The 24,842-nt window shown below is 60.5% G+C and carries 19 protein-coding genes and 2 pseudogenes; 8 read left to right on the top strand and 13 right to left on the bottom strand.

All coding sequences use genetic code 11. From position 1 onward, the window contains the following. From CQW31_RS26655 to CQW31_RS31395, 6 genes and pseudogenes are all read right to left on the bottom strand, one after another. Positions 1 to 314: pseudogene (locus CQW31_RS26655) on the bottom strand (transposase); the annotation flags it as partial. A gap of 309 nt (positions 315 to 623) precedes the next feature. Then, positions 624 to 3,401 (bottom strand): hypothetical protein, encoded by a 2,778-nt coding sequence (locus CQW31_RS26650; protein ID WP_256587441.1) that lies wholly within the window; start codon positions 3,399 to 3,401, stop codon positions 624 to 626. 48 nt (positions 3,402 to 3,449) lie between these two features. Next, complete coding sequence (locus CQW31_RS31820) at positions 3,450 to 4,145, bottom strand: SIR2 family protein (protein WP_249341980.1); 696 nt, start codon at positions 4,143 to 4,145, stop codon at positions 3,450 to 3,452. Positions 4,146 to 4,576: 431 nt separating this feature from the next. Continuing rightward, the gene (locus CQW31_RS26645; RefSeq protein ID WP_256587440.1) at positions 4,577 to 5,722 is read right to left on the bottom strand and encodes a hypothetical protein; all 1,146 of its coding nucleotides are present in this window, start codon (positions 5,720 to 5,722) and stop codon (positions 4,577 to 4,579) included. 312 nt (positions 5,723 to 6,034) lie between these two features. Then, positions 6,035 to 7,987, bottom strand: a complete 1,953-nt coding sequence (gene prpR / locus CQW31_RS26640) for a propionate catabolism operon regulatory protein PrpR (RefSeq protein ID WP_054884452.1) — start codon at positions 7,985 to 7,987, stop codon at positions 6,035 to 6,037. A gap of 12 nt (positions 7,988 to 7,999) precedes the next feature. Beyond that, positions 8,000 to 8,239: a hypothetical protein gene (locus CQW31_RS31395; RefSeq protein ID WP_178075591.1), complete on the bottom strand. Its 240-nt coding sequence runs from the start codon at positions 8,237 to 8,239 to the stop codon at positions 8,000 to 8,002. Between CQW31_RS31395 and CQW31_RS26635 the strand changes: the two genes are divergently transcribed. The 7 genes from CQW31_RS26635 to CQW31_RS26605 all read left to right on the top strand — a co-directional run bounded on the left by CQW31_RS26635 (position 8,190) and on the right by CQW31_RS26605 (position 15,357). After that, positions 8,190 to 9,248, top strand: a complete 1,059-nt coding sequence (locus CQW31_RS26635; RefSeq protein WP_054884453.1) for a phosphotransferase family protein — start codon at positions 8,190 to 8,192, stop codon at positions 9,246 to 9,248. The genes CQW31_RS31395 and CQW31_RS26635 overlap by 50 nt on opposite strands. Then, positions 9,245 to 9,601 (top strand): DUF6285 domain-containing protein, encoded by a 357-nt coding sequence (locus CQW31_RS26630; RefSeq protein ID WP_099815801.1) that lies wholly within the window; start codon positions 9,245 to 9,247, stop codon positions 9,599 to 9,601. The genes CQW31_RS26635 and CQW31_RS26630 overlap by 4 nt, the downstream gene beginning before the upstream one ends. Positions 9,602 to 9,652: 51 nt before the next feature. After that, on the top strand, positions 9,653 to 10,825 hold the full coding sequence (locus tag CQW31_RS26625) for an acyl-CoA dehydrogenase family protein (RefSeq protein WP_054884455.1): 1,173 nt from the start codon (positions 9,653 to 9,655) through the stop codon (positions 10,823 to 10,825). Beyond that, a complete protein-coding gene (locus tag CQW31_RS26620; RefSeq protein ID WP_099815800.1) occupies positions 10,825 to 11,592 on the top strand; it encodes an SDR family NAD(P)-dependent oxidoreductase in 768 nt (255 codons plus the stop codon). Before CQW31_RS26625 ends, CQW31_RS26620 begins: the two co-directional genes overlap by 1 nt. An 83-nt stretch (positions 11,593 to 11,675) precedes the next feature. Continuing rightward, on the top strand, positions 11,676 to 13,322 hold the full coding sequence (locus tag CQW31_RS26615) for an acyl-CoA synthetase (RefSeq protein ID WP_054884457.1): 1,647 nt from the start codon (positions 11,676 to 11,678) through the stop codon (positions 13,320 to 13,322). 56 nt (positions 13,323 to 13,378) lie between these two features. Further along, on the top strand, positions 13,379 to 13,702 hold the full coding sequence (locus tag CQW31_RS26610) for a DUF485 domain-containing protein (RefSeq protein ID WP_054884458.1): 324 nt from the start codon (positions 13,379 to 13,381) through the stop codon (positions 13,700 to 13,702). Next, entirely contained in the window at positions 13,699 to 15,357 is a 1,659-nt protein-coding gene (locus CQW31_RS26605) for a cation acetate symporter (protein ID WP_054884459.1), read from the top strand. The genes CQW31_RS26610 and CQW31_RS26605 overlap by 4 nt, the downstream gene beginning before the upstream one ends. 265 nt (positions 15,358 to 15,622) lie before the next feature. Here the strand turns inward: CQW31_RS26605 and CQW31_RS26595 are convergent. Beyond that, a pseudogene (locus CQW31_RS26595) lies at positions 15,623 to 16,459 on the bottom strand (NAD(P)-binding domain-containing protein); the annotation flags it as partial. Here CQW31_RS26595 and CQW31_RS32275 point away from each other — a divergent pair. Further along, positions 16,450 to 16,644 carry a hypothetical protein gene (locus CQW31_RS32275; protein ID WP_349306168.1) on the top strand — a complete coding sequence of 65 codons (195 nt, stop codon included), beginning with the start codon at positions 16,450 to 16,452 and terminating at the stop codon, positions 16,642 to 16,644. The pseudogene CQW31_RS26595 and the gene CQW31_RS32275 sit on opposite strands and share 10 nt — an antisense overlap. A 135-nt stretch (positions 16,645 to 16,779) precedes the next feature. Here the strand turns inward: CQW31_RS32275 and CQW31_RS26585 are convergent, their stop codons facing one another. The 6 genes from CQW31_RS26585 to CQW31_RS26560 all read right to left on the bottom strand — a co-directional run bounded on the left by CQW31_RS26585 (position 16,780) and on the right by CQW31_RS26560 (position 24,703). After that, the gene (locus CQW31_RS26585; protein ID WP_054884462.1) at positions 16,780 to 18,033 is read right to left on the bottom strand and encodes an aspartate aminotransferase family protein; all 1,254 of its coding nucleotides are present in this window, start codon (positions 18,031 to 18,033) and stop codon (positions 16,780 to 16,782) included. Between the two features lie 46 nt (positions 18,034 to 18,079). After that, positions 18,080 to 19,504, bottom strand: coding sequence for a gamma-aminobutyraldehyde dehydrogenase (locus tag CQW31_RS26580; RefSeq protein WP_099815799.1), 1,425 nt, complete (start codon positions 19,502 to 19,504; stop codon positions 18,080 to 18,082). 79 nt (positions 19,505 to 19,583) lie between these two features. Continuing rightward, on the bottom strand, positions 19,584 to 20,915 hold the full coding sequence (locus tag CQW31_RS26575) for an APC family permease (protein ID WP_054884464.1): 1,332 nt from the start codon (positions 20,913 to 20,915) through the stop codon (positions 19,584 to 19,586). 12 nt (positions 20,916 to 20,927) lie between these two features. Then, entirely contained in the window at positions 20,928 to 22,085 is a 1,158-nt protein-coding gene (locus CQW31_RS26570) for an iron-containing alcohol dehydrogenase (RefSeq protein ID WP_099815798.1), read from the bottom strand. Positions 22,086 to 22,304: 219 nt separating this feature from the next. Continuing rightward, the gene (locus CQW31_RS26565) at positions 22,305 to 23,180 is read right to left on the bottom strand and encodes an alpha/beta fold hydrolase (protein WP_099815797.1); all 876 of its coding nucleotides are present in this window, start codon (positions 23,178 to 23,180) and stop codon (positions 22,305 to 22,307) included. Next, positions 23,177 to 24,703, bottom strand: a complete 1,527-nt coding sequence (locus tag CQW31_RS26560; RefSeq protein WP_054884467.1) for an NAD(P)/FAD-dependent oxidoreductase — start codon at positions 24,701 to 24,703, stop codon at positions 23,177 to 23,179. Before CQW31_RS26560 ends, CQW31_RS26565 begins: the two co-directional genes overlap by 4 nt. Between the last annotated feature and the right edge of the window lie 139 nt (positions 24,704 to 24,842).

The following is a 24,842-nucleotide window of genomic DNA, read 5'->3' as shown; positions in this document are numbered from 1 at the left end:
TGAAGTCGGGAGCCAACCGGCCCGTTAGCCACATCAGCTCGACATTGCGCTCTGCCTCGCGCTCAAGCCGGCGGCTGGACTGAATCCGGTTGAGGTAGCCATAGATGTAGATTTTCAGCAGGACTGCAGGATGGTAGGCCGGACGACCCGTTGCAGCCGGATCGACACCCTCGAAGCCGAGTGCTCCGAGGTCGAGTTTCATCGACGAAAACGTCGACCACCCGAACTGGATTTTCTTCGGTGATGTAATCGTCCAGGCACTCCGGCAGCAGCGTGACTTGCGTCCGGGCTTCACCTTCAATGAACCGTTTCATGATCGTCCCCGCCACGATCTCGACGATCAGAAGGTTAGACAATCACGTGCGTTTTCACACAGCCTGGACCCATAGCGGTCGTTCAAGATGGGCAGCTTACGGCCACAAGTGGTTGAGCAACTACGCTTCACACCTCACTAGCCAAAGGGATTGCCCGACCATAAAGTGTTGAAGGAATGGAAAGCTGACTACGGGATCAATGCAGTAGAGTCCTGATTGGCGCAGAAGTGCAGATCGGTTGAAACTGGAGCCTAACCCCCAGGGTCGAAAGCCCCCTTGCTTCCGACCCATGGTTATTTATCTGGTTTCTCAGCTTGCCTCTACAAGTTCAACTAGGCGCAAATAGCGTGTGTCCGATTGAAGGCTGGGCGCACTCTCAACTACCAATGCAAGTATGTTTGGTAATTCGTAAGGAGGTCGGGTCAGCACGGATGGAGTAACTGTGTCCATCAGGTCGAGCGTAACTTCAGGGTGAAGAACGGAAATCGGTTTTTCATTACCGATATCCTGGGTAAATCGGTAAAACGGATGGTCACTTATCTCCACCGGCACCAAAAATTTCTTAACCGCCTCATACACCTTTGGAAAATATTCGCCCGTGTCATCGAGTAGGCCGATCCATGCTTTTATCGAAGCGGAGGTCCTATATCGGCGTTCCCTTGGCCAATCCATATTAATGAAAGGAATCACGTGCTCCACCCAACCGTTTTCATTCTGCTTCCCAACTAGCCCCAACCAGAAAATGAACTGATTTCGCTCATCATCGGACATATCCCGAATCACCGAGCGCATCTCGCTTCGTGTAAGCCCGCTTGGGCTATCCGGATGAAATATCCTCATCAACCCCAACCATTGAGTGGCTACCTGAGAAAGATCGCGCTCCCAAGACAAACCGTTAATCCAAGGAATTAAATTAAGCAATAGCGGCTTAATGACCTCTGCCAACGCAGGTGCGGGCATATCTTCATGAAGAAATCCATTCCAAGCAGGCTCTGAGAATGGATGATCGAAGGACAACATCGGGACAAGTTTATGCTTAGTCCAAACCGGATCGACAAACATAAGCCAATTCAATTCACGCGCCACGATAGAAACAGCGTGATCTGCGCCTTCTCCCTGGACAGAAAAGAGCCTTTCAACACGAGATTTTATGTTGACTGGAATTAACGAATTCGCGCCCTGCCGACTACCTGGAACTGCATGAAGAAGAGCGGCTGCGCACATGCCAACGGGACCATTGATCGCATAGTTGTAAGTTCGACGTGATCGCTCGACAACCTTTCCACCGCGGCGAACTTCACCCACCCCGCTCTCGGTAGCACCAGCATCACCACTAAAAATTCCGTCAACAACATTATCATACACAGCCCAAGCGAGGGCACTATCAAAATCCAAGGCAGCCCTAATATTTTGCTCTAGCCATCTTGTCAATACGTATCGCAGCTCTACAACGGCCACGTTCGGAAGGCGCGCCAGCCTATTTATAAATAACCGCTTCATTCTGGGGGGAATATCCGCTGGTATATCGCTGATCATGGAGTTCCAAAACGCAGTTGGGTATTCGCCTCTCTTACCTTCAAGTGTTAATGCAGAAAGCGCCTTCCTAGGATTAGTCTTCACCAACCCTGCAAAAGGTCGCTTATCAGTAAAGCTGTCGAAGTCTCGCTGATGGTCTTCTTTAGCCTTGGAGATCACTTCGTTAACGGGAGCACTCATAAGTTTGTCGGGAGTTTCGTCAGTACCCACCCAACCTACCCTCGAACCATGTATGGTTACTGTAGAGGTTGCCCACCCGTCGCTCCACTCAGGAATCCCGCCAATGATTTCCTTAAGCCGCTGACTTAGGTCGCAATCCAAATTGCAGCCCTGAATTTCGAGATATCGAGCATACTTGGCCGCAATCCTATCTCTGGTCTCATGAAACTCTTCATCAGACCAGTGAGGTTGCTGGTCAGGACCGGCGATAATCCGCTCCGCAATTCTTCTCTGGTCATCATTTGAAAACTGTGCCCACCGATCAGTAAGCAAAAAAAGCAATTCCCGAACCACGTCAGTGTCCCACAATGCCTCCTGACTCAAGCCTAAAACCGTCTGCGCCACATGATCCGCATCAAAGACATCAACCTTACTAAATGCGTATAACTTTAACTTCCTAAAGAAAAATTGATCATCCATAGACCAGATAGTTGCGTGCGCTCTTGCAATCTCTGGCCATATGGAAGCCATTCTATCAAAAAGCTGAACGAACCAAATCATAGGCTCAGCTGTACTTGTGACCCGCTCGCGCCCACCTATATCACGCCCTGGATAACAGGTGGGTGTATCGAAAAATTTAACATCGACATCTTCCAGCAAACTGGAGACAACAGTCAACTGCTGTTCCAAAATCCCAAATACCTGGCTTAACTGACTATCTGGAACCTGTAGCTCTTCATTATGTCGATCAAGGAACGCGACCTCAAACCGTCCTAAGTCGTCATAATCTATTTCCTCCCAAGATGCTGATGGAGGCATTGACTTCCCTAAGCCAGACGGGAGGCTAATCTGCAATTTCGGCGTAGCGAACCTTCGAAACTCTCGTAGAGCATTAGGAGTCCAACCTTCTGCGTCAATCAACTTTTTAAAGTCAAACCACTCACCATTCCATCGATGATTGCGAGGATCTTGATGATGCTCAACAATTAGCCGCCATAAATGACGAGCACGTTCGGTGAGGTGTTTGGAATGCCTCAGATGCCACTGAATTTGGTGAAGCAACCTAGGATGCAGTCCATTCTGGCGAACTGCCCACCAAGCCAAAACAGGACTATTGATAGACTTGCAAATCCAAGATATAAGGTGACCAAGCCTTTTTGGCGTACTCTCTAAGCCCTCTACCTGCCGCCCGCCTAAACGATGGGAGTCGTGTGGGTTATCATCCTCCTCTCGCCACACAAGAATATTGTCATTATTGACCCCTTGCCTGCGCTCATTTTCAGAGATGTCTATCAGATCATCATCAATCCCATAATGGATAACAGGATCAAATATTTCTCTTTCACTCCCATAACCGCTACTCTTCTCGGCTGATCGGACATTAGCATCCATCACGCATATCCACTCTGGATGTGGTACAGGCTCAGCCTCTGAAAACGCTCACGCACCCTGTACAGTGCGAAGCACATGAGCAACTTGACCTCGCTCATGTGGCATCAACTCCTTTGGGTCCCTCTGACTCATAGCAATCGTGGATAAACGCCACTTGCGCGGATCATCGGACCTCTCAGCCCAAGCCTCCATGCTTCTCCACAAGTCTGAATGATCGGCATAAGCGATACCAGTAACACCCCGATCACGCCATTTGACTTCGACGTCTTCAACTGCCCCCCGGTCAAAGGCATAGAGCTTGGATCGATCATATTGGCCATCATGATTCAGCCCCTGAAGCAGATACTTTATCGGCGGATCTTCGGCCTTGTAACCAACCAGAACAACCGTATAACGTTCAAGGAGATGCCTAATGAAGTTTGTCGCCCACCCCTCGGAAAGATAGGCTCGCCCGAAATCGGCGCTACTTAAAATATAAGGGTGACTTTCTGTGGCTGTATCCACTAGCCTTCCGTGTAGATAGGTAATACCTTCTATATTCAAACCAAAATTCAGATTTGGGAAAGCAGGAGGAACATGCAACTTAAGTTGTCCAGCGCTCCCTGGCAACTCAAACAACCTATCAAAATTTGTCGTTACAATCTGTGGCATTCCACCCTGGCTAGAAGAAATGCGTTTTATAAGGTTGTGTTCCCGCCCAAAATTATGACCTTCCAAAGAAACACTTAACCGCTCTGTGACCAAGGCATTAACCTAATCCTTGCCATACTCTAAATGAAGAAGGTTAAAAATCTGGTCCAGTGGCACGTTCGAATCGGACTCACTAATCAACCACGGTAGAAACGAAGTCATAATTTCCGAATCGTCAGGCGGGCCGAAGAAATCGATGACGTATTGAGTCAACCCGATAAATGTGGGCATTCCAGACGGAATTGATACTCCTGCACCACACAGAAACACCACGCGACCGGCATCGCAACGTTCTAGTAAAACATCTGGTATTGAGGGACCACTGGCGTAAAATCTCATAAGTCAACACACCACTGAAATATATAGCGCCTCTTAGGAAGGGCTGCTAGGGATCGTTAGCGGTCATTCATGACCGCCGCTCCCGCCCCAGAAATTCCTTTCGTGGAGTCTGTCGGACGGGCATAAGCTAAAATTTTGACTCTGCTTCAGAGCGAATTAGTTCGAGTCAAACCGAGACTCAACCCGTTCGGAAGATTTTCAATCGCAATAAGTGCGAGATTGTCAGTAATGATCCTATCGTCATTTAGCAGAACAAACGAAGGCACCCAAAGAGTTGCTTCTTTGTCGAACTCATAGACCATTTGCCGGCTTACCTTTCCTTGAGCTTTGAGCCGCGAAATTAATCGGGCTGCTTGAGCCCCCGCACCAGCTAAAGCATCCATGGCCTCATGAAGTTTTTTCTTATCTTTCCCCCTAAACAAAAATGAAACCTGACAACCATTCTGATATGAATGGAAATCGAGTATAGGATTCCGTCTGTCGGCCATTCGACTGAGTAATTTCCGGAGCCACGCATGAATTTCAGCGTAGGAAGCTTTACCCGCCTCAGAAGCAACCGCAGTCACAAAGGGGTTCCAAACAATGAGTACGTACGGGAGCCCAATCCTAATCAGGTCTATGAATGAGTCGGCTGCATTGTGGGACAGTTCAGAGCGCTCGACTATGATAGGTGAGTCAATCGTCACCTCATCCACCCAATCTTCAGCCACCTCTTTTGCATCCGTCGCAATTTCGATCCACACATCATCAGGCAAACTCGGAAGCTCCAAAGGTGACGGAGCGGGCGTACTTATATCCACACCCAGGTCAAGAAAGTTCAAAACCTCGCCACCTGCATAGTATCCAATGACTGCGACGACAAATTTTCTGCCTTCCCTGCTTTCGAATAGTGCGCTTTCTAGCAGTTGCCCCTTTGGCCGCCCAGGATCATGGTTCTCAAGAAGAGTAAAAGGTTCGCTGTTTATTCTAGAAACTAGTCTTACTGGATCGACAGCAACTATTATCTGACCATTTTCATCGCACTCATCCGTCCAAATAACGGCGCGGACAATTTTTCCGAATTTCCCTCCTTGGTATCGCTGCTCAGCCTCTGCTGTCCACTTGAGTGCAGCAGGTGTTTCTCGGAAAAAATCAGACATGGATTTCTCGCTTCCTGATGTAATGCACAAAACGGCAATATAGGCTATTTCATCATCAATCACCTCTTCGCGGTCTCCGCTGGGCGTCTGCTTTGGGTCGAAAGCGGTCAGTCGCGTCCAGACCGGCTGAACATGCACATCGCGAAAACGCACCTCCGGGCGCCGTACTGTCCTAATCCGACTGCTCCGACTGCTCCGACTGCATCAGCATGGTCCTGAGGCGACTGAGCAAGAATGCCGGACGATACAGTACACCGCGCATAGTCGTCGGATCTGATAGAGGGCAAGCGCTCGCAGAATGAGTATCTCCAGGTAACTAAACAGGTTGAGCGCCCCCCACAACAAAATCGCTAGCAACCCGGCGATGTACGTCGAGCCAGTCAGTTGGCGGATGATTAGACGGTATCGGGCCTTGAGACTGTCCAACCAGACGTCATGGATTGAACATGGGATTGGGGCTTTCATTCAATTGGCAGATCGCAAGCGCCGCCACAAGGTTGTGCGGCTGATGCCGAGACGGCGGGCGGCTTCGTCGAGGTTGCCGTGGCAGCTTTCCAACGTTTCCTTTACATGGCGCAGTTGCGCGACCTTGCCGATGGTGTGCAGGTCCGTTTCGCCTGACGACTTTTTCCGGGCGGGTGAAGGGGGAGGGCCTTCGCACAGTTCAGGTAGCACGCGTGCCAGGTACTGCTCGTTCACGCGGTATTCCTCAAGCAGTTCGCGTGCCGAGAGCATCGCGCGCTCGATCACATTCTCCAGTTCCCGGACATTGCCCGGCCAGGCATAGCGTTCAAGGTACGGCAGCAGCGCGGCGGGGATGTCTGCAGCTCCCGGTGGTTGCCCCTGAACGAGCAGGCGCTGGCTGATGCCCCGGCAGATCAGGGCAATGTCCTCAGGGCGCTCTCGCAGCGGGGTGGTCTGCAGACGCAGGATGTTGAGCCGGTAATACAGGTCGGTACGGAAATCGCCGTCGTCCATGGCGCTGCGCAGGTCCTGGTGGGTGGCGGCAATGATGCGCACGTCGATGGCAATCGGTTCGGTGCTGCCCAGGCGCAGGACTTCGCGCTCTTGCAGCACGCGCAGCAGGCGTGTTTGAAGCGACACCGGCATGTCGCCGATCTCGTCGAGAAACAGCGTGCCGCGGTGCGCCGCTTCGAACAGGCCTGGCTTGCCACCTTTGCGCGAGCCGCTGAAGGCGCCTTCCTCGTAGCCGAACAATTCACTTTCCAGCAGCGACTCGGGAAACGCCGCGCAGTTGATGGCGACGAAGGGGCCTTGCCGGCGCGGGCTTTCGTTGTGGATGCCTTGGGCCAGCAACTCCTTGCCAGTGCCGCTTTCGCCGGTGATCAAGATGGTCGAATGGCTGGCGGCGAAGCGCTTGGCCAGTTGCAGCATGTCGCGGTTGGCTTTGCTGTTGCCATCGAGCTGTTCGAGCCGGTAGCGCGCGTTGAAGGCGCCGGGGCGGCGGGTGGAGCGGATGCGTTGGTCTGCGCGCTGCACGGCGGTGATGTCCTGGCAGGTGAGCACCAGGCCGGTGCGCTCGCCGTTCTCCAGGATGGGCAACAGGTTGCTGACCACGGCGTGCGAACCCAGCCGGATCACTCGGTTTTCCTCGCCGACGCCTTCCTGCAGCGCTTGCTGCAGGTCCAGTTCCGGGCACAGCTGTTGCAACGGCCGGCCCAGTGCGGCGCTGGCCGGCAACTCAAGTAGTTGGGCAAGGGCCGGGTTGAGCGATTGCACCACGCCCTGGTTGTCGACCGCCGCCACGCCGGCGGGAATATGTTGCAGCACGGCATTCAGATGCCGCCGCTTGGCGATCTCGATGCGCTGGCTGTCGAGAATGCCCAGGGCTTCTTCCAGCGCCTTGCGCGCGGTGTCCTCGCTCAGCGATAAAACGCCATGCAGCCCTGCCTGCTCTGCCAGTTCCACCACCGTCGACGAGCCGATGATGCTGCGACAGCCCAGCCGGACCGCCTGATCGACGGCCTGGCGAGCCTCTTCAAGGGAGGTGTAGGCGGCCTGGTGGACCTGGACGGTGAAAAGCGCGGCCATGGCTTGCAAGTCGTGGTTGATGTGGTTGTAGCTGAGCACGGCCACCTGGGAGGAGCGCTCGCGGGCCTGCCCCAGCGCCCGCAGCAGGTCGCCGCTGCCAACTCGCATCGCCAGCACCGGGCGCGCGAGGTGTTTACGCAGGTAGGCGGCGGTGGCGCCGGCGCAGACGAACACATCCACCTTGCCAGCCTGTTCCAGTTCGCGGGCGGTCTGCAGTGCCTCGGCCACCGAGGTGTCGAGGACTTTGATGTGGGTGTCGGGGTAATCCGCCGTGAGCCCGCCCACCACGTGGGCGAGCCGGCTGAGTTGCTGGGGGCGCTGCAAGTGGCTGATCAGCACGACAACCTGGGAGGCGAGAGCGTCCATGGGCAGACCTGTTCATGGTTGAAATGTTTCGATACTGAATGAATAGGTTGCAAATATGCAATGAGATACATGCCCTTTGCCCCTCAAGAAGTTGTCGAAACCCAGGCTGCATGCGGCCTGCAGATGATCATTGAAGAGTTGGCCCACGCCTTGCTCCTGGAGTTCTGCCACCCCAGAAACCAAAGGCAGGGCCCACAGACCCATGAGCAGTTCATCAACGATTTCCCAGGCCAGCGATACGTTCGCGGCCATGACTGACGATCACCGCCTGGCCGAGTTCATCCGGGAGCAGGCCTCGGCAATGCGGGTGGTCATCCAGGCGCGCAAGCGCCTGAGCGGCGGCGCCATCCAGGAGAACTGGCTGCTGGACCTGCTGATCGAAGGCGGCCCGTGGGCTGGCGACCGGCGTTGGGTGCTGCGCAGCGATGCGCTTTCCGCGCTACCCGCCAGCCTCGACCGCGCGCAGGAGTTCGCCGTGTTGCAGGTGGCGCATCAGGCAGGCGTGAAAGTGCCGCGGCCGCTTTGGCTATGTCGCGATACCCAGGTCAACGGGCGGGTGTTCTTCCTGATGGAGTATGTGCCGGGTGTTGCTGCCGGTCGGCGGCTCAGTTCAGCGGCGGGAGCCTTGGGCCAGGCCCGGCTCGCGGAGCAGCTCGGCGCCAACCTGGCGCGCCTGCATCAGATCCGTCCGCCGAGCGCGGCGCTGGCCTTCCTGCCCCTGCCCAAACGCTCGCCGGCCCTGGCTTGCGTCGATGCCTACCGTCGTTACCTCGACACCCTGGACGATGCCTATCCGGTATTGGAGTGGGGCCTGCGCTGGTGCGAGTTGCATGCACCACGCGAAAGCCGTCTGTGCCTGCTGCATCGCGACTACCGTACGGGCAACTACCTGGCCAGCGAGCAGGGACTGGAGGCGGTGCTGGACTGGGAGTTCACTGGCTGGGGCGACCCGTGCGAGGACCTGGGCTGGTTCACCGCCCGCTGCTGGCGTTTCACGCGCCCTGACCTGGAGGCCGGCGGCATCGGCCTGCTGGGGGACTTCCTGCGTGGCTACCACCAGGTATCGCCACTGTGGATCGAGCCCCAACAACTGCACTACTGGCAGGTCATGGCGACGCTGCGCTGGGCGGTGATCGCATTGCAGCAGGGGCAGCGCCACCTGTCAGGCGAAGAGCCTTCCCTTGAGCTGGCACTGACCGCGCGCATGCTGCCGGAGCTTGAACTCGACATCCTGAACATGACCGGAGCCGATGCGCCATGACTCAAACGCACGCCCATGAACTACTCGAAATCGCCCGTCAGACCTTGCTGGAGCAGGTGTTGCCTGTGCTGCCAGGCGAGCTGCGCTACCCGGCCTTGATGATCGCCAATGCCATGGCCATAGCGGCCCGGGAAAGCCGCCTGGGTGCCCATGCCGAGGACCAGGAACAGGCGCGTCTGGCCGCCTTGGTCGACGAGGCGGCCGCGGCCTTGCCCGACCTGCGCCGTCAGCTCGCCTGCGCCATTCGCCAGGGCAGCCATGATGCCGTGCAACCCCGTTACACGCTGGTCGAGACATTGCGCCAGGTCACCCTCGCCCGATTGGCGATCAGCAACCCCAAGGCCTTGCCCTGAACGGCATTGACCACCCATTCCTCCGATAGACAAGAACACACAAGGACAGCCATGAACTTCACCCTCCCGGACGAACTGCTCGCCCTGCAGGCCAAGACCCGAGACTTCATCGCCGAACAGGTCATCCCGTTCGAGAACGACCCTCGTCAAGACAGCCATGGCCCCAGCGATGCCCTGCGCCAGGATTTGGTGGCCCGCGCCCGCGCCGCCGGCTTGCTGACGCCCCACGCCAGCCGCAAAATGGGCGGCCTGGAACTGAGCCACGTGGCCAAGGCGATCGTCTTCGAAGAGGCCGGCTACTCGCCGCTGGGCCCGGTGGCGCTGAACATACATGCCCCGGACGAAGGCAACATCCACCTGATGGACGTGGTCGCCACCGAGGCGCAGAAAAACCGCTGGTTGCGCCCGCTGGTCCAGGGCCATGCCCGTTCCTGCTTCGCCATGACGGAGCCCGCGCCCGGCTCCGGCTCGGACCCCTCAATGCTGCGCACCACCGCCACCCGCGATGGCGACGACTACCTGATCAATGGCCGCAAGTGGCTGATTACCGGGGCCGAAGGCGCCGACTTCGGCATCATCATGGCGCGCATGGAGGATGGCACGGCGACCATGTTCCTGACCGACATGAAGCGCGACGGCATCATCCATGAACGTCAGCTGGACTCGCTGGACAGCTGTTTTACCGGTGGTCACGGGCAGCTGCGTTTCGACAACCTGCGTATCCCGGCGAGCGATGTCCTCGGCGAGATCGGCAAGGGCTTCCGTTATGCCCAGGTGCGCCTGGCGCCCGCACGCTTGACTCATTGCATGCGCTGGCTCGGTGCCGCGCGCCGCGCCCACGACATCGCCTGCGACTATGCGCGCACCCGTGACGCCTTCGGCAAGCCGCTGGGCGAGCACCAGGGCGTGGGCTTCATGCTCGCCGACAACATGATGGACCTGCACGTGGTGCGACTGGCGGTCTGGCACTGCGCCTGGGTGCTCGACCAGGGCCGGCGCGCCAATGTCGATTCGAGCATGGCCAAGGTGATCAGCGCCGAGGCGCTTTGGCGGGTGGTCGATCGTTGCGTCCAGGTATTGGGTGGCCGCGGGGTGACCGGGGACACCGTGGTGGAGCGGATCTTCCGCGACATTCGCCCGTTCCGCATCTATGACGGCCCGAGCGAAGTGCACCGCATGAGCCTGGCGAAGAAGCTGCTCGACCAGCGCCTGGAGGTCCACTGATGCAGCCGAACCTTGTCCGACTGTTCGCCCTTGACGGGCGTCGCGCCCTGGTGACCGGGGCCTCCAGCGGCCTGGGCCGTCACTTCGCCATGACCCTGGCCGTCGCAGGCGCCGAGGTGGTGGTGACCGCCAGACGCCAGGCGCCGCTGCAAGCGTTGGTGGAGGCCATCGAGGTGGCTGGAGGGCGGGCGCGGGCCTTTGCCCTCGATGTGACCAGCCGTGAGGACATCTGCCGGGTGCTCGATGCCGCCGGCCCGCTGGATGTCCTGGTCAACAATGCGGGGGTGAGCGACAGCCAGCCTTTGCTGGCCTGCGATGATCAAACCTGGGACCACGTGCTCGACACCAACCTGAAGGGCGCCTGGGCCGTGGCCCAGGAAAGCGCCCGGCGCATGGTGGTGGCGGGGAAGGGGGGCAGCTTGATTAATGTCACCTCGATCCTCGCCTGCCGTGTGGCCGGTGCCGTCGGCCCTTACCTGGCGGCCAAGGCCGGCTTGGCCCACCTGACCCGCGCCATGGCGCTGGAGTTGGCGCGCCATGGCATCCGGGTGAATGCCCTAGCGCCCGGCTACGTGATGACTGATTTGAACGAGGCCTTCCTGGCCAGCGAGTCCGGTGAAAAGTTGCGTTCGCGTATCCCCAGCCGACGCTTCAGCGTGCCGTCGGACCTGGACGGCGCCTTGCTGCTGCTCGCCAGCGATGCTGGGCGGGCGATGAGCGGCGCTGAGATCGTGGTCGATGGCGGCCATCTGTGCAGCAGCCTATAACGCGCCCTGGCGCAATAACAACAAGAACAGGAGGTAGGTATGTGCGTGCAAAACCTGAGCAAAGTGTCGATGAGGTGTCTGCCATGATGGTTCCAACCCTCGAACACGAGCTTGCTCCCAACGAAGCCAACCATGTCCCGCTGTCGCCGTTGTCGTTCCTCAAGCGTGCCGCGCAGGTGTACCCGCAACGCGATGCGGTGGTCTATGGCGCAAGGCGCTACAGCTACCGTCAGTTGCATGAGCGCAGCCGCGCCCTGGCCAGTGCCTTGGAGCGGGTCGGTGTTCAGCCGGGCGAGCGGGTGGCGATATTGGCGCCGAACATCCCGGAAATGCTCGAGGCCCACTATGGCGTTCCCGGTGCCGGGGCGGTGCTGGTGTGCATCAACATCCGCCTGGAGGCGCGCAGCATTGCCTTCATCCTGCGTCACTGCGCGGCCAAGGTATTGATCTGCGATCGTGAGTTCGGTGCCGTGGCCAACCAGGCGCTGGCCATGCTCGATGCGCCGCCTTTGCTGGTGGGCATCGACGATGATCAGGCCGAGCGCGCCGACCTGGCCCACGACCTGGACTACGAAGCGTTCCTTGCCCAGGGCGACCCCGCGCGGCCCTTGAGTGCGCCACAGAACGAATGGCAGTCGATCGCCATCAACTACACCTCCGGCACCACGGGGGACCCCAAGGGCGTGGTGCTGCATCACCGAGGCGCCTACCTCAACGCCTGCGCCGGGGCGCTGATCTTCCAGTTGGGGCCGCGCAGCGTCTACCTGTGGACCTTGCCGATGTTCCACTGCAACGGCTGGAGCCATACCTGGGCGGTGACGTTGTCCGGTGGCACCCACGTGTGTCTGCGCAAGGTCCAGCCTGATGCGATCAACGCCGCAATCGCCGAGCATGCCGTGACTCACCTGAGCGCCGCCCCGGTGGTGATGTCGATGCTGATCCACGCCGCGCATGCCAGTGCCCCTCCGGTGCCGGTATCGGTGATCACTGGCGGTGCCGCCCCGCCCAGTGCCGTCATCGCGGCTATGGAGGCGCGTGGCTTCAATATCACCCATGCCTATGGCATGACCGAAAGCTACGGCCCCAGCACATTGTGCCTGTGGCAGCCGGGGGTCGACGAGTTGCCGCTTGAGGCCCGGGCGCAGTTCATGAGCCGCCAGGGTGTCGCTCACCCGATGCTTGAGGAGGCCACGGTGCTGGATACTGATACCGGCCATCCGGTTCCAGCCGATGGCCTTACTCTCGGCGAGCTGGTGGTGCGCGGTAACACCGTGATGAAAGGCTACTTGCACAACCGTGAGGCCACCCGGACGGCATTGGCCAATGGCTGGCTGCACACGGGCGACCTGGCCGTGCTGCACCCGGATGGCTACGTGGAAATCAAGGACCGGGCCAAGGACATCATCATTTCCGGCGGCGAGAACATCAGCTCGCTGGAGATTGAGGAAGTGCTCTACCAGCACCCCGAGGTGGTCGAGGCTGCGGTGGTGGCACGCCCGGATTCGCGCTGGGGCGAGACACCCCATGCGTTTGTTACCCTGCGCGCTGATGGGCTGGCCACCGGGGACGATCTGGTCCACTGGTGCCGTGAGCGTCTGGCGCACTTCAAGGCGCCGCGATATGTGTCGCTGGTGGACCTGCCCAAGACCGCCACTGGAAAAATACAGAAGTTCGTCCTGCGTGAGTGGGCCCGGCAACAGGAAGCGCAGACCGCCAACGCCGAGCCTTGACTGAGCGGCAACACCTGCACACCCCATAACAACAAGTACATTGATCGAGGTGTCCCATGTCCAGCCTGTTATATGCGCGGGTTCGCGCCAGTGCCCGGTTTCAGCAACTGGTGGCGCGCAGAAACCGTTTCACCCTGAGCCTGTTCGTACTGATCCTGGCCACGTTCTATGGCTACATCGGGTTGGTTTCGTTCTGGCCCGAACTGATAGCCAGGCGCCTGACCCAAGGATCGAACATGACCGTCGGCGTCGCCGCCGGCGCCTGCCTGTTCGTGTTCTTCTGTGCATTGTCGGCGTTCTACGTGTACCGGGCCAATGGCGAGTTCGATCGCCTGACCCAGGCGTTACTCCGCGGGTTGGAAGAGGAGCAGGGCGCATGAAAAAAATATTGCCTCTGGCCCTGCTGCTGCACTCTGGCCTGCTGCTGGCTTCGCCCGCGCTCGACGCGGGCCCGCGTCAGCCGTTCAACCTGCATGCCATCGGCATGTTCATGGTGTTCGTGCTGTTCACCTTGTGCATCACCTGGTGGGCGGCGCGTCGTACCCGCTCGACGGCAGACTTCTACAGCGCAGGTGGTGGCATCCAGGGCTGGCAGAACGGCCTGGCGCTGGCCGGTGACTACATGTCCGCCTCGACATTGCTGGGGATTACCGCGCTCATCTACACCTCCGGCATGGATGGCTACATCTACCTCATCGCCTTCTTCGCCGGCTGGCCGGTGTTGCTGCTGCTGATGACCGAACGGCTGCGCAACCTGGGCCGCTTCACCTTCGCCGACATTACCTCCTACCGCCTCGACCAAGGCAAGGTGCGCACCATGGCCGCCATCGGCTCGCTGACAGTGGTGTGTTTCTACCTGGTAGCGCAGATGGTCGGGGCCGGGCAGTTGATCAGGTTGCTGTTCGGCCTGGACTACCACATTGCCCTGGTGATCGTTGGCGCGCTGATGATGCTGTATGTAACCTTCGGCGGCATGGTGGCGACCACCTGGGTGCAGATCATCAAGGCATTCCTGCTACTGGTAGGCGGTTCGCTGGTGCTGTTCCTGGCGCTGCGCGAGTTCGACTTCAGCTATGACACGCTGGTCACCCAGGCCATGGGCACCCATGCCCTGGGCGAGCGCCTGCTGGCGCCCGGCAGTCTGCTGGCCGACCCATTGACCGCGCTGTCGCTGAGCCTGGGGCTGGTATTCGGCACCGCCGGGCTGCCGCATATCCTGATGCGCTTCTTCACCGTCAGCGATGCCCGTGAGGCGCGCAAGTCGGTGCTCTACGCCACCGGGTTCATCGGCTATTTCTTCAACGTCATTTTCCTGCTGGGCCTGGCGTCGATCGTGATCGTCAGCCAGCAGCCGCAGTTCTTCGAAGGCGGGCAGGTGGGTGGCAAGCTGCTGGGCGGGGGCAACATGGTGGTCATGCACCTGGCCCAGGCGGTTGGCGGCAACCTGCTGCTGGGCTTTTTGTCTGCCGTGACCTTTGCCACCATCCTGGCCGTGGTGTCAGGCCTGGCGCTTGCGGGTGCTTCGGCCATCGCCCATGACCTCTATGCGCGGGTGATCATGAAGGGCGCGGCCAGCGAGTCGCAGGAGTTGCGGGTGACCAAGCTGGCCACCCTCGGGCTTGGGTTGGTGGCGATAGCTCTGGGCATCGTGTTCGAAAACATCAACGTGGCCTTCATGGTCGCGCTGGCGTTCGGCATCGCCGCGTCGGCCAACTTCCCGGTGCTGTTCCTGTCGATGTTCTGGTCGGGGCTGACCACGCGCGGCGCGTTGGCTGGTGGCTACGTGGGGTTGGTCAGCGCCATGGGCTTCGTGGTGTTTTCCAAGCTGGTGTGGGTGGATGTGTTGCACTTTGCCGAGCCGTTGTTCCCCTATACCCAGCCTGCGCTGTTCTCCATGCCGCTGGCGTTTGCCGTGGCGTATGGCGTTTCCCGGCTGGACCGGACTGCGCGAGCCAAGGCGGAAAGGGCGGCGTTCGCCGACCAGTTCGTTAGGGGCCAGACCGGCCTTGGCGCCAGCGGTGCGGTCGATCATTGATCACCTGCGGCCGCTGGGGGATGCGTGCCAGCGGCCGGGTTCTTTCCTTAGTAACCCCTGAAGATCTCCCCGATGCTGCTGATCGCATGCCCCATGTGCTGCGCCGCCGCTCGGTTGACGAGAGAAGGCCTGGGAGCAAGCAGGGCACTCAGGAAAACGGCCAGCGTCAACACGGCCAGTAGAAAGCCAAATCGGCGCATATGATCCTCCAGCGATTTTATTGTAGTTGTCGTCAGGTTCGATTCGAAAGGCCTGTATAACGCGGTTATTGCCCGGACGCTTTGTCGTGGGCGAATGACTGGGTGATGGCTGCGATGTCCTGGTCGCCATAGCCCATTGATGCCGCGCGCTGCGCGACCTGGCACACCGCGTCGAACACTGGCGTCCAGGCCCCTTGTGCATGCAGGGATTGGGCAATGTGCGCGAAGGCATCTACATGTACATCGAGCCTCGCCTGGTCGCTTGCGAAATCCTGCGCTTTGAGCCGGCGTGCCGCTTCCTCGAGTGCGTCGGCGACGAAAAAGCGTGACGTGTCGAGCAGGAGCCTGGCTGTCTTCGAAACCGGCGGGCCAAACCGCTCGCTCGCACCCACGGCCTCGAAGAACGCAACCATTGCGGCAAACGCATGGGCGTGGAGCACGGTCGCGAAGGCCAATGCTTCGCCCCAGGGAAGGAACACCGTATGGCCGGCGAGCCCTTCAACCAGCGACCGGTGCTGCTCGAAGGCCTCACGATCGCCGGTATGAATACTGTGGCTTTCGCGATGGCCGACGTTGCGCGGGTAGGCCACGATCATCCCTTTGACGTAGTGGCCGCCCGCCCGATTGACGAGGCCCTGAAGCGCCGGTCCCTCGTCCTGGGCGTTGGTGGTGTAATCGACGATCGTACGGTTGGCCAGTGCATGCATCACACCTGGCATCCCGAGCACCTCGTGGGTCGCGTGGTTGTCCAGGAGCACGAAGATCGTGGCCGGGCTTGCAACCAGCGCGGCTTCAACGCTGTCGCACAGGTGAGCGCCAGCGGCGACGAGCGACGCAGCCTTGCCGAGTGATCGATTCTAGATCGCCACGCGTTTGCCTTGCAGTAGGGCAGTTGCCTGAACTGCTCGACGGCGGCGTCGACCAGGCGCTTTTCACTGAAGCCCAAGGCAACCCTCCACAGGCCCGACATCGCCTCGATGTAGGCGTTGTCTTGCTCATCGAAGACCCGCACGCCGTCGCCGCCGGCGATCACGAGGGGGCCGATTTCCTGGTGCTGCGCCAGGTTGGTGTTGGGGTGAATGAATGAAGCCAAGTCATTCTGGATGGTTGAAGTGACGTTGCTCATTGGCGTGATTTCCTGCCACGGACGGGTTGTCGACTGCATGCGATGAGCCTGCATGCGGCGCTGTATCGATACAGGCCGCACCGCAGGCCCGTGCAGTTACTGGCTAAACGCTGCCGCGACCGCTTCGCCGAAGGCTTTCAGGCCTTCTTCGAGCTGGTCGGTCGGGGTATTCACCGGTGGCATCAGCTTGATGATTTCGCCGTTCGGGCCGCAGCGGTCGACCAGCACACCCGCCTGCAGCACACGCTGCTGGGCATCCTTGGCGAATGCGACTTTGCCGCGGCCGAAGTCGATGCCGGCGATCATGCCGCGACAGCGCGCGGAGCCGACGCCAGGAATTTCCGCGAAACCGGCGACCGCGCGCTCCATGGCCGCGCAGTTGGATGCCAGCAGCTTCAGGAACGACTCGTCGCGCCAATAGCCGAGCGCGATCTGGGCCGTCAGGAACGCCAGTTGGTTGCCGCGGAAGGTGCCGATGTGATCGCCCGGTTGCCACACATCCAGCCCGGCGCGAATCAACACGATCGCCATCGGCAGGCCGAAGCCGCCGATCGATTTGGCGCAGGTGATCAGGTCCGGCACCACCCCGGAGCGCTCGAAGCCGAAGAAGTCGCCGGTGCGCCCGCAGCCGGCCTGGATTTCGTCGCAGATGAGCAACACGCCGTGATCGCTGGTCCACTTGCGCAAGCGTTGCAGCCATTCGTTGGAAGCCGGGTAGACGCCGGCCTGGATCTGCACGGACTCGACGATCACCGCCGCCGGCAGCTCCGAGCCGCTGCCCTGGTCGCTGGCCAGGCGCTCGAGGAAGCCAATGCTGTCGAATTCGCCGTAGGGGCTGTCTTCGTAAGGCACGAACACCACGTCGGTGGAAAGCCCAGGGCCACGGCGAGTGCGGTTGCCGGTGACGGCCAGGGCGCCGGCGGTCATGCCGTGGTAAGCCCCGTAGAACGAGACGATCCTGGTACGCCCCGTCGCCTTGCGCGCCAGCTTCAACGCCGCCTCGACGGCGTCGGCACCGGTCGGGCCGGTGAACTGCACCTTATAGTCCCAGCCGCGTGGCTTGAACAGGTCGCGCTCTATCGCCTCGAGGAACTGGCGTTTGGTGGTGGTGTGCAGGTCGAGGGCGTGGGTCACGCCGTTGGACGAGAGGTACGCGATCAAGGCATCGCGCATGCGCGGGTCGTTGTGGCCATAGTTCAGGGCGCCGGCGCCGGCGAAGAAGTCCAGGTACTCGCGGCCGTCTTCGCCGCGGATCTTGCTGCCTTGGGCGGTATCGAACACCAGTGGCAGGTCACGGCAGTACATCCGTACATTGGACTCGAGCCTTTCGAACGTCTCGATGTTGTTCATGCAAACCTCTTGAAAAAATGATCCGGGCTATCGGGGTCGTGGGCGGTCAATGCTTGAACATCACGTGGCGAACCACGGTGTAGTCTTCCAGGCCATACATGGACAGGTCCTTGCCGTAGCCGGACAGCTTCACACCGCCATGGGGCATTTCGCTCACCAGCATGAAGTGGGTGTTGACCCAGGTGCAGCCGTATTGCAGGCGAGCGGCCAGGCGATGGGCGCGCCCCACATCGGCGGTCCACACCGACGAGGCCAGGCCGTAGTCCGACTCATTGGCCCATGCCAGTGCCTGGGCTTCGTCTTCGAATGGCGTAACCGTCACCACCGGGCCGAAGATTTCGCGGCACACCACCTCGTCCTCCTGCGTGGCGCCTGCCAGGACCGTCGGCTCGAAGAAGAACCCCTCACTCGCAGCGCGCTTGCCGCCGGTGACCACCTCGATGTGAGGGAGCTCCTTGGCACGGTTCACGAAGCCCTCCACGCGCTCCAGGTGCTCTTGGGTGATCAGCGGGCCCATCTCGGTCGCCGGGTCATCCTGTAGCCCGCACTTGATGCTGGATACGGCTTCACCGAGCTTGCGCACGAATTCCGGGTACACCGCCTTCTGCACATAGAGGCGGCACGCGGCGGTGCAGTCCTGGCCGGCGTTGTAGAAGCCGAAGGCGCGGATGCCTTCGACGGCGGCGTCGATGTCGGCATCATCGAAGATCAACACCGGTGCCTTGCCACCGAGCTCCATGTGCATGCGTTTGACGCTGTCGGCGGTGCCTTCGATGATGCGGCTGCCGGTGCGCACGGAGCCGGTCAGCGACACCATGCGCACCTGGGCGTGGCTGGTCAGCGGTTCACCCACCGAGGCGCCGCGGCCATGGATGATGTTGACCACGCCGGCGGGGAAGATGTCGGCGAGCAGCTCACCCAGTTTCAAGGTGCTCATCGGCGTGTGTTCCGACGGCTTGAGCACGACGGTGTTGCCGCCGGCCAAGGCCGGGCCCAGTTTCCAGGCCGCCATCAACAGGGGGTAGTTCCACGGCGCGATGGAGGCGACCACGCCCACCGGGTCGCGGCGGATCATCGAAGTGTGGCCCGGGATGTACTCGCCCGCCGCCGAGCCCTGCAGGCAGCGCACGGCGCCGGCAAAGAAGCGGAACACGTCGGACACGGCTGGCAGTTCGTCCTGCAGCACGGCGGTAAACGGCTTGCCGCAGTTGTCCGCCTCCAGGCGGGCGAACACCGGCGCCTGGGCGTCGATGCGGTCAGCGAGCCTTAGCAGCAGTGCCGCGCGGTCCTTGGGCGGCGTTTGCGACCAGGCGTCGAAGGCTGCATCGGCGCTTTGCACCGCAGCATGGACCTGGGCGCGACTGGCTTCGGTGGTCTGTACCAGGACGCTGCCAAGGGACGGGTTGTACACGTCGAGGTTTTCGCCTTCGCCGGCCACCAGGGCACCGTTGATCAGGAGTTTGGTTTGCATGTCGATTCTCGCCATTGAACGGCAAGGCCAGGGCCTTGCCTTGTGGTTGCCGTCAGGGGATTCGCTTGGAAGGTGGCCGCTACGCCAGTGCGTCAGGCACCGGGTTGCGGAAGAAGCTGGTCCGGCAGGCGAGGTAAACCGCGCCCAGGGCGAGCCAGCTACAGCCCATGATCAGTGCGTCTTTATCCAGGCTGGCCAGCATCCAGCCGGCCGTGACCAGGCCGATGACCGGGAAGAGCACGCCGCGCAGCAGGCCAGCCCCGTCCTTGATGTGTGCATCGAAGGTGAGCCGCAGCGCGCAGAGGTTGACGGCGGTGAAGGCCAGAAAGGCGCCGAAATTGACCAGGGACGTCGCGGTGGCGATCGTCAGGCCAAAACCCGCGGTGCCGAAAATGCCACACAGCAGGATGTTGAAGGTCGGCGTCCGGTAGCGAGGGTGCAATGCACCGAACAGCTTGCGCGGCAGTTGGTTGTCCCGGCCGAGGGCGTACAGCAACCGGCCCACACTGGCCTGGAACGACATGCCCGCGGCGAAGTGGGCGATGATGATCCCCGTCAGGACCACGGCGAAGAACAGGTCACCACCGATCATGCGGGCAATCTCGAAGGCAGCGCCGTCCACCAGCTCGAACGTGGGGGAGGGGTGCGCCAGGTACATGAAGTACGAGGAGCCGACATAGACCGAACCGCCGATCAGCGCGACCATCAGGATCGCGCGGGGCAGCGTGCGGCCCGGGTCACGGGTTTCCTCGCTGAGCGTGGACAGTGCGTCGAAGCCCAGGAACGAGTACGCAGCAATGGCGGCGCCGGCCATGCTGGTGGCGAAGGACACATCCTGATTGAAGAACGGCTTGGCCGAAAGCAGCCCACCAGGGCCATTGGCAGCCACGATGTAATGCACGCACAGGCCGATGAATACCACGATGATCGCCAGTTGCGCGCCCATCAACAGCAGGTTGAAGCGGTTGGCCACCTGGATGCCCAGCACATTCAGCAGCGATGTAGAGACGATGAAACCGGTAATCCACACCCACTGCGGCACATCTGGAAAGGCCATGTTGAGATAGCTGGCGCCCAGCAGCCAGATCAGCATCGGAATGAAGAAGTAATCGAGCAGGGCGGCCCAGCCCACCATGAAGCCGAGGTTGGCGCTGAGCATCTTGCGGGTATAGGTGTAGGCCGACCCGGCCACCGGGAACACCCTGACCAGCCGGCCATAGCTCAACGCCGTGAACACCACGCCGGTCGCTGCGATCAGGTAGGCCATCGCCGTGGTGTTGCCACTGGCCTGCGAGATCACGCCATAGGTGCCGAAGACGATCAACGGGGCGAGGAAGGCCAGGCCGAACAGCAGGACCGAAAACGGGCCCAGGGTGCGCTTCAGCGAAGCGCTGGGGGTTGATTCGCTCATGACTGGCAGCCCTCACGCTACGAAGTGGTAAGCAGTGGCGACGATTTCACGGTAGGTTTCCACGGTCATCTCCTTTGCATTGCTGCCATCGGAGAAGTTCTTCTTCGACTTTTCAGCGATGGCCAGGAAGTCTTCCTCGCGCACGCCTTTCACCTCGGCGAAGCGGGGGATGCCCAGGTCCTTGCTCATCTGGAACAGGTAGCCGACGGCGGCCTCGGCGGCCTCGGCCGGCGAGAGGTTGGGGTCGATGCCCAGTGCGTAGGCGACCTGCGCATGGCGAATGATGTCGGCATCGCGGTTATGGCCGAACACGAAGGGCAGGAAGATAGCGTTGCCCACGCCGTGCGGCGTGTCGTACATGCCACCGATGGCTTCGGAAATGCAGTGCACGCTACCTACGTCCGCATTACCGAAGGCCATACCGGCGATCAGGCTGGCCACCAGCATCTGCTCGCGGGCGTGCAGGTTGCCGGGTTCCAGCACGGCGGGCTTGAGGTGTTGGCTGATCAGGCGGATGGCATGCAGCGCCAGGCCGTCGCTGATGGGGTTCGACACGCGGCAGGTGTAGGCTTCGATGGCGTGGGTCAGGGCATCCATGCCGGTTGCGGCGGCAATCGACGCGGGCAGCGTGTCGAGGATATGAGAGTCAAGCAAGGCCAGGACTGGCCCGAGTCGGTAATCATGCACGCTCATCTTGTAATGACGGGCGGTGTCGGTGATCACCGAGAAGCAGGTTACTTCGCTGCCGGTGCCAGCCGTGGTCGGAATGGCAACGATAGGCGGGATGGCATGGGTGAGCGTGAACGACCCTTCGTAGTCCTCGATCCGACCCTCATGGCTGAGCAGCACGCTGATGGCCTTGGCTGCATCCATGGCACTGCCACCGCCGATGGCTAGCAAGCCATCGATACCTTTGCCGCGGTATCGCTGCGCGATCTGATTGACGTCATCGCTGCGCGGATTGGCCTTGATGTCCGACACTTCCTCGAAGGCGATGCCTGCCTTCTCCAGGCTGGCGTAGACGCTGTCCAGCAGGCCCGCCGCCTTGACCCCAGGATCGGTCACGATGAGCACGCGGGCCAGGCCAAGTGAGTGCAGGTGTTCACCGGTGCGCTCGCGCAGACCAGGTTCCATCACGACTTTGCTGGGGAGTAAAAACTTCAAGTCCATACGTACCTCTTGCTCAATTGTTGTCATTGTTGAAAGGGCAGTAGAGGAGCACTTGCGCCAGGCCGTGGATAACAGCTCGAGCGGGTGATGTGTGGCCTGGCATTTCGCGCAAGCCAGCATTTTGTTGTTCTGGGTTTTGCTTGAAGCTGTGGTCAAAGGCCTCCTTCGGGGAGAAAAAGAGGGGCGGCCAAGCTGCACGCCCCTGAAAGGGTGATCGCGCTACAGCATGTGTCCTGCCAGCAGGGACAGCAGCGTGCCGGACAGGCAAGGCGGGAAGTCGTGCCCCATCCCGGGCAGCAGCACCAGGCTGGAACCACGGATAGCTGCGGCCGTGGCGTACCCGCCGCTGGTCGCGACCATGAGATCTTCATCGCCATGGATGACCAGGGTGCGGCAACGAATCCGTTGCAGTTCCTGGGTGCGGTCGCCGGAATTGATGATCGCGCCGATCTGCCTGGCCGTGCCGATGTTGCTGGCCTCGCCACCGCCTCGCTCCCAGGCCAACAGGGCATAGTCACGGAAGGCGGGCTCATTCCACTCCAGGGTCGAGCCGATCAGGCGCATGATGGCCAGGTAGTCGCGAACGCTTTCCTGCTCGCTGCGCGGCGGGCGGCGCAGCAGCTGCCGAATGGATTTCAACGCCGGCTGGCCGACGCGCAGCGATCCGGTGGTCGAGAAGATCGAGGTGAGCGTCCTGATACGCTCGGGGTAACGGGCAGCGAGGGTCTGGGCGATCATGCCGCCCATCGACATGCCCACCACGTGCGCCGTTGTCAGGTTCAGGCCGTTCATGAGCCCGATCACGTCGCTGGCCATGTCACCCAGGTCATAGCCGGGGGTGCGCTTGCGCAAGAACTGCTGCATGGCCGTGGGAGGTACTACGTCGGTGAAGAACGACCGGCCCGAGTCGCGGTTGTCCAGCGTGATGACCCGAAACCCCCGCTCGACCAGGCCGGCGATGATCGGTTGCGGCCAGTAGGTCAATTGCAGCCCCAGTCCGACGATGAGCAGGACCGCCGGGGCGTCTTCATGGCCGTGGGTGCGATAGCAGAGCTTGCGCTCCCCCGGCAGCTCGCAGAAGCGATCGGCGCTCATTGACGACTACCTTGTTGCTGCAGCACGACGCCTGCGTGCAAGGGCGCGTTGGGTACCGTGGTGAACGCGAGGCACTTGTCGGCCACGTTGCCTCGGCGCAGCAGCTTGACGTCGCGGAAGTAGTCCATCGACATCACCCAGGGCTCACGGGGCCCTTGGCGCGGCATGCTGTCCAGCGCGCGCTGCACGTATCCGGCGCCGAAGTCCAGCAAGGGTCGGGTTTCGATACCGGCAGGCGCCTTGGGCTCGCAGACGTTGTGGCCCTGTTTGTCCATGAAGCCCAGCAGGCGACAGAAATGGTCGCACAGCAGGCACACTTTCAAGGTCCAGGATGAGTTGGTGTAGCCCACGGCAAAGGCGAAATTGGGCACGCCGGAGAGCATCATGCCTTTGTAGGCGAGGGTTTCGCTGAGTACCACCGGTCTGCCGTCCTTGTGCAGGGTGATGCCACCGAACAGCTGTACGTTCAGCCCCGTGGCGGTGACGATGATGTCGGCCTTCAGTGTCTTGCCCGATTTGAGCAATACCCCGGACTCGGTGAACCGCTCGATGTGATCGGTGACGATGTCGGCCTTGCCTGCGCTGATGGCTTTGAACAGATCGCCTTCGGGCACCGAGCACAAGCGCTGGTCCCACGGGTTGTAGGGCGGGTTGAAATGCACGTCGACCGGATAGTCCTTGGGCAATTCCTTGCGGGTCAGCCACAGGAGCAGTTTTTTCGAAAGCTTGGGGAAGCGCTGGCAGAAGCCCCAGAAGGCCAGGGTGATCTTGGCGTTCTTGTAGCGTGTCAGGGAATAGGCGGTTTGCGCGGGCAGGACCTTGCGCAGGAACGCTGCAACACCATCGTTGGCGGGCTGGTTGATGATATAGGACGGCGTGCGCTGCAGCATGGAGATGCTGGCGACCTTGTCGGCCATGGCCGGAATCAGAGTTACCGCGGTTGCGCCACTGCCGATGACGACGACACGCTTGCCTGTGTAGTCGAGGTCTTCCGGCCAGTGTTGCGGGTGGATGATCTGGCCCTTGAACTGCTCGCTGCCTTCGAACCGGGGGCTGAAACCCTGATCATAGCGATAGTAACCGCCTGCACTGAACAGCCAGCGGCATTCGACCGTGCGGATCTGCGCCGTGTGGCCATCCTCGACACGCACCGCCCACAAGCCCTTGTCGCTTTGCCAGTTGGCCGAGATGACTTTCTGCTGGTACTGGATGAAGGGAGCCAGCTGGTGCTCGTCGATGGCTTCGCCCAGGTACTCAAGAATATCCGCGGCGTCCGCCAGGGACTTGGCCTTGGTCCAGGGCTTGAAGTCGAAACCGAAGGTGTAGAGGTCCGAGTCGGAGCGGATGCCGGGATATCGGAACAGGTCCCAGGTACCCCCCATGCGCTCGCGGGACTCGAGAATGGCAAAGGTCTTGTTCGGTTGATTGCGTCGCAGGTAGGCCGCCGCGCCGATGCCAGACACACCGGCTCCCATGATCAGAACATCGAGCGGCTCAACCGGAAGAGCAGTGTGAGAGGACATGTCGCCTCCTATTGTTGTGTTATAGAGACTGATCTTTTGACTTGATCATTTGACTCAGAATAAGGTCGCAGGAAGGGTGGAACAAGGTGCAAAATGCACCACGTCACTGCTATTTCAGGATGATTTGCACCTGTTGCTT

This window comes from Pseudomonas sp. 382 (assembly GCF_002759075.1).
Taxonomy (GTDB): domain Bacteria; phylum Pseudomonadota; class Gammaproteobacteria; order Pseudomonadales; family Pseudomonadaceae; genus Aquipseudomonas; species Aquipseudomonas vlassakiae.
This window is presented reverse-complemented; position numbering and strand designations above follow the sequence as displayed.

Coding starts and splice junctions, on each gene's coding strand:
- CQW31_RS26650 (WP_256587441.1), bottom strand. CDS start 3,401: ATGGATGCTAATGTCCGATCAGCCGAGAAGAGTAGCGGTTATGGGAGT.
- prpR (WP_054884452.1), bottom strand. CDS start 7,987: ATGGACGCTCTCGCCTCCCAGGTTGTCGTGCTGATCAGCCACTTGCAG.
- CQW31_RS26635 (WP_054884453.1), top strand. CDS start 8,190: ATGAGCAGTTCATCAACGATTTCCCAGGCCAGCGATACGTTCGCGGCC.
- CQW31_RS31395 (WP_178075591.1), bottom strand. CDS start 8,239: ATGGCCGCGAACGTATCGCTGGCCTGGGAAATCGTTGATGAACTGCTC.
- CQW31_RS26630 (WP_099815801.1), top strand. CDS start 9,245: ATGACTCAAACGCACGCCCATGAACTACTCGAAATCGCCCGTCAGACC.
- CQW31_RS26625 (WP_054884455.1), top strand. CDS start 9,653: ATGAACTTCACCCTCCCGGACGAACTGCTCGCCCTGCAGGCCAAGACC.
- CQW31_RS26620 (WP_099815800.1), top strand. CDS start 10,825: ATGCAGCCGAACCTTGTCCGACTGTTCGCCCTTGACGGGCGTCGCGCC.
- CQW31_RS26615 (WP_054884457.1), top strand. CDS start 11,676: ATGATGGTTCCAACCCTCGAACACGAGCTTGCTCCCAACGAAGCCAAC.
- CQW31_RS26610 (WP_054884458.1), top strand. CDS start 13,379: ATGTCCAGCCTGTTATATGCGCGGGTTCGCGCCAGTGCCCGGTTTCAG.
- CQW31_RS26605 (WP_054884459.1), top strand. CDS start 13,699: ATGAAAAAAATATTGCCTCTGGCCCTGCTGCTGCACTCTGGCCTGCTG.
- CQW31_RS26585 (WP_054884462.1), bottom strand. CDS start 18,033: ATGAACAACATCGAGACGTTCGAAAGGCTCGAGTCCAATGTACGGATG.
- CQW31_RS26580 (WP_099815799.1), bottom strand. CDS start 19,504: ATGCAAACCAAACTCCTGATCAACGGTGCCCTGGTGGCCGGCGAAGGC.
- CQW31_RS26575 (WP_054884464.1), bottom strand. CDS start 20,915: ATGAGCGAATCAACCCCCAGCGCTTCGCTGAAGCGCACCCTGGGCCCG.
- CQW31_RS26570 (WP_099815798.1), bottom strand. CDS start 22,085: ATGGACTTGAAGTTTTTACTCCCCAGCAAAGTCGTGATGGAACCTGGT.
- CQW31_RS26565 (WP_099815797.1), bottom strand. CDS start 23,180: ATGAGCGCCGATCGCTTCTGCGAGCTGCCGGGGGAGCGCAAGCTCTGC.
- CQW31_RS26560 (WP_054884467.1), bottom strand. CDS start 24,703: ATGTCCTCTCACACTGCTCTTCCGGTTGAGCCGCTCGATGTTCTGATC.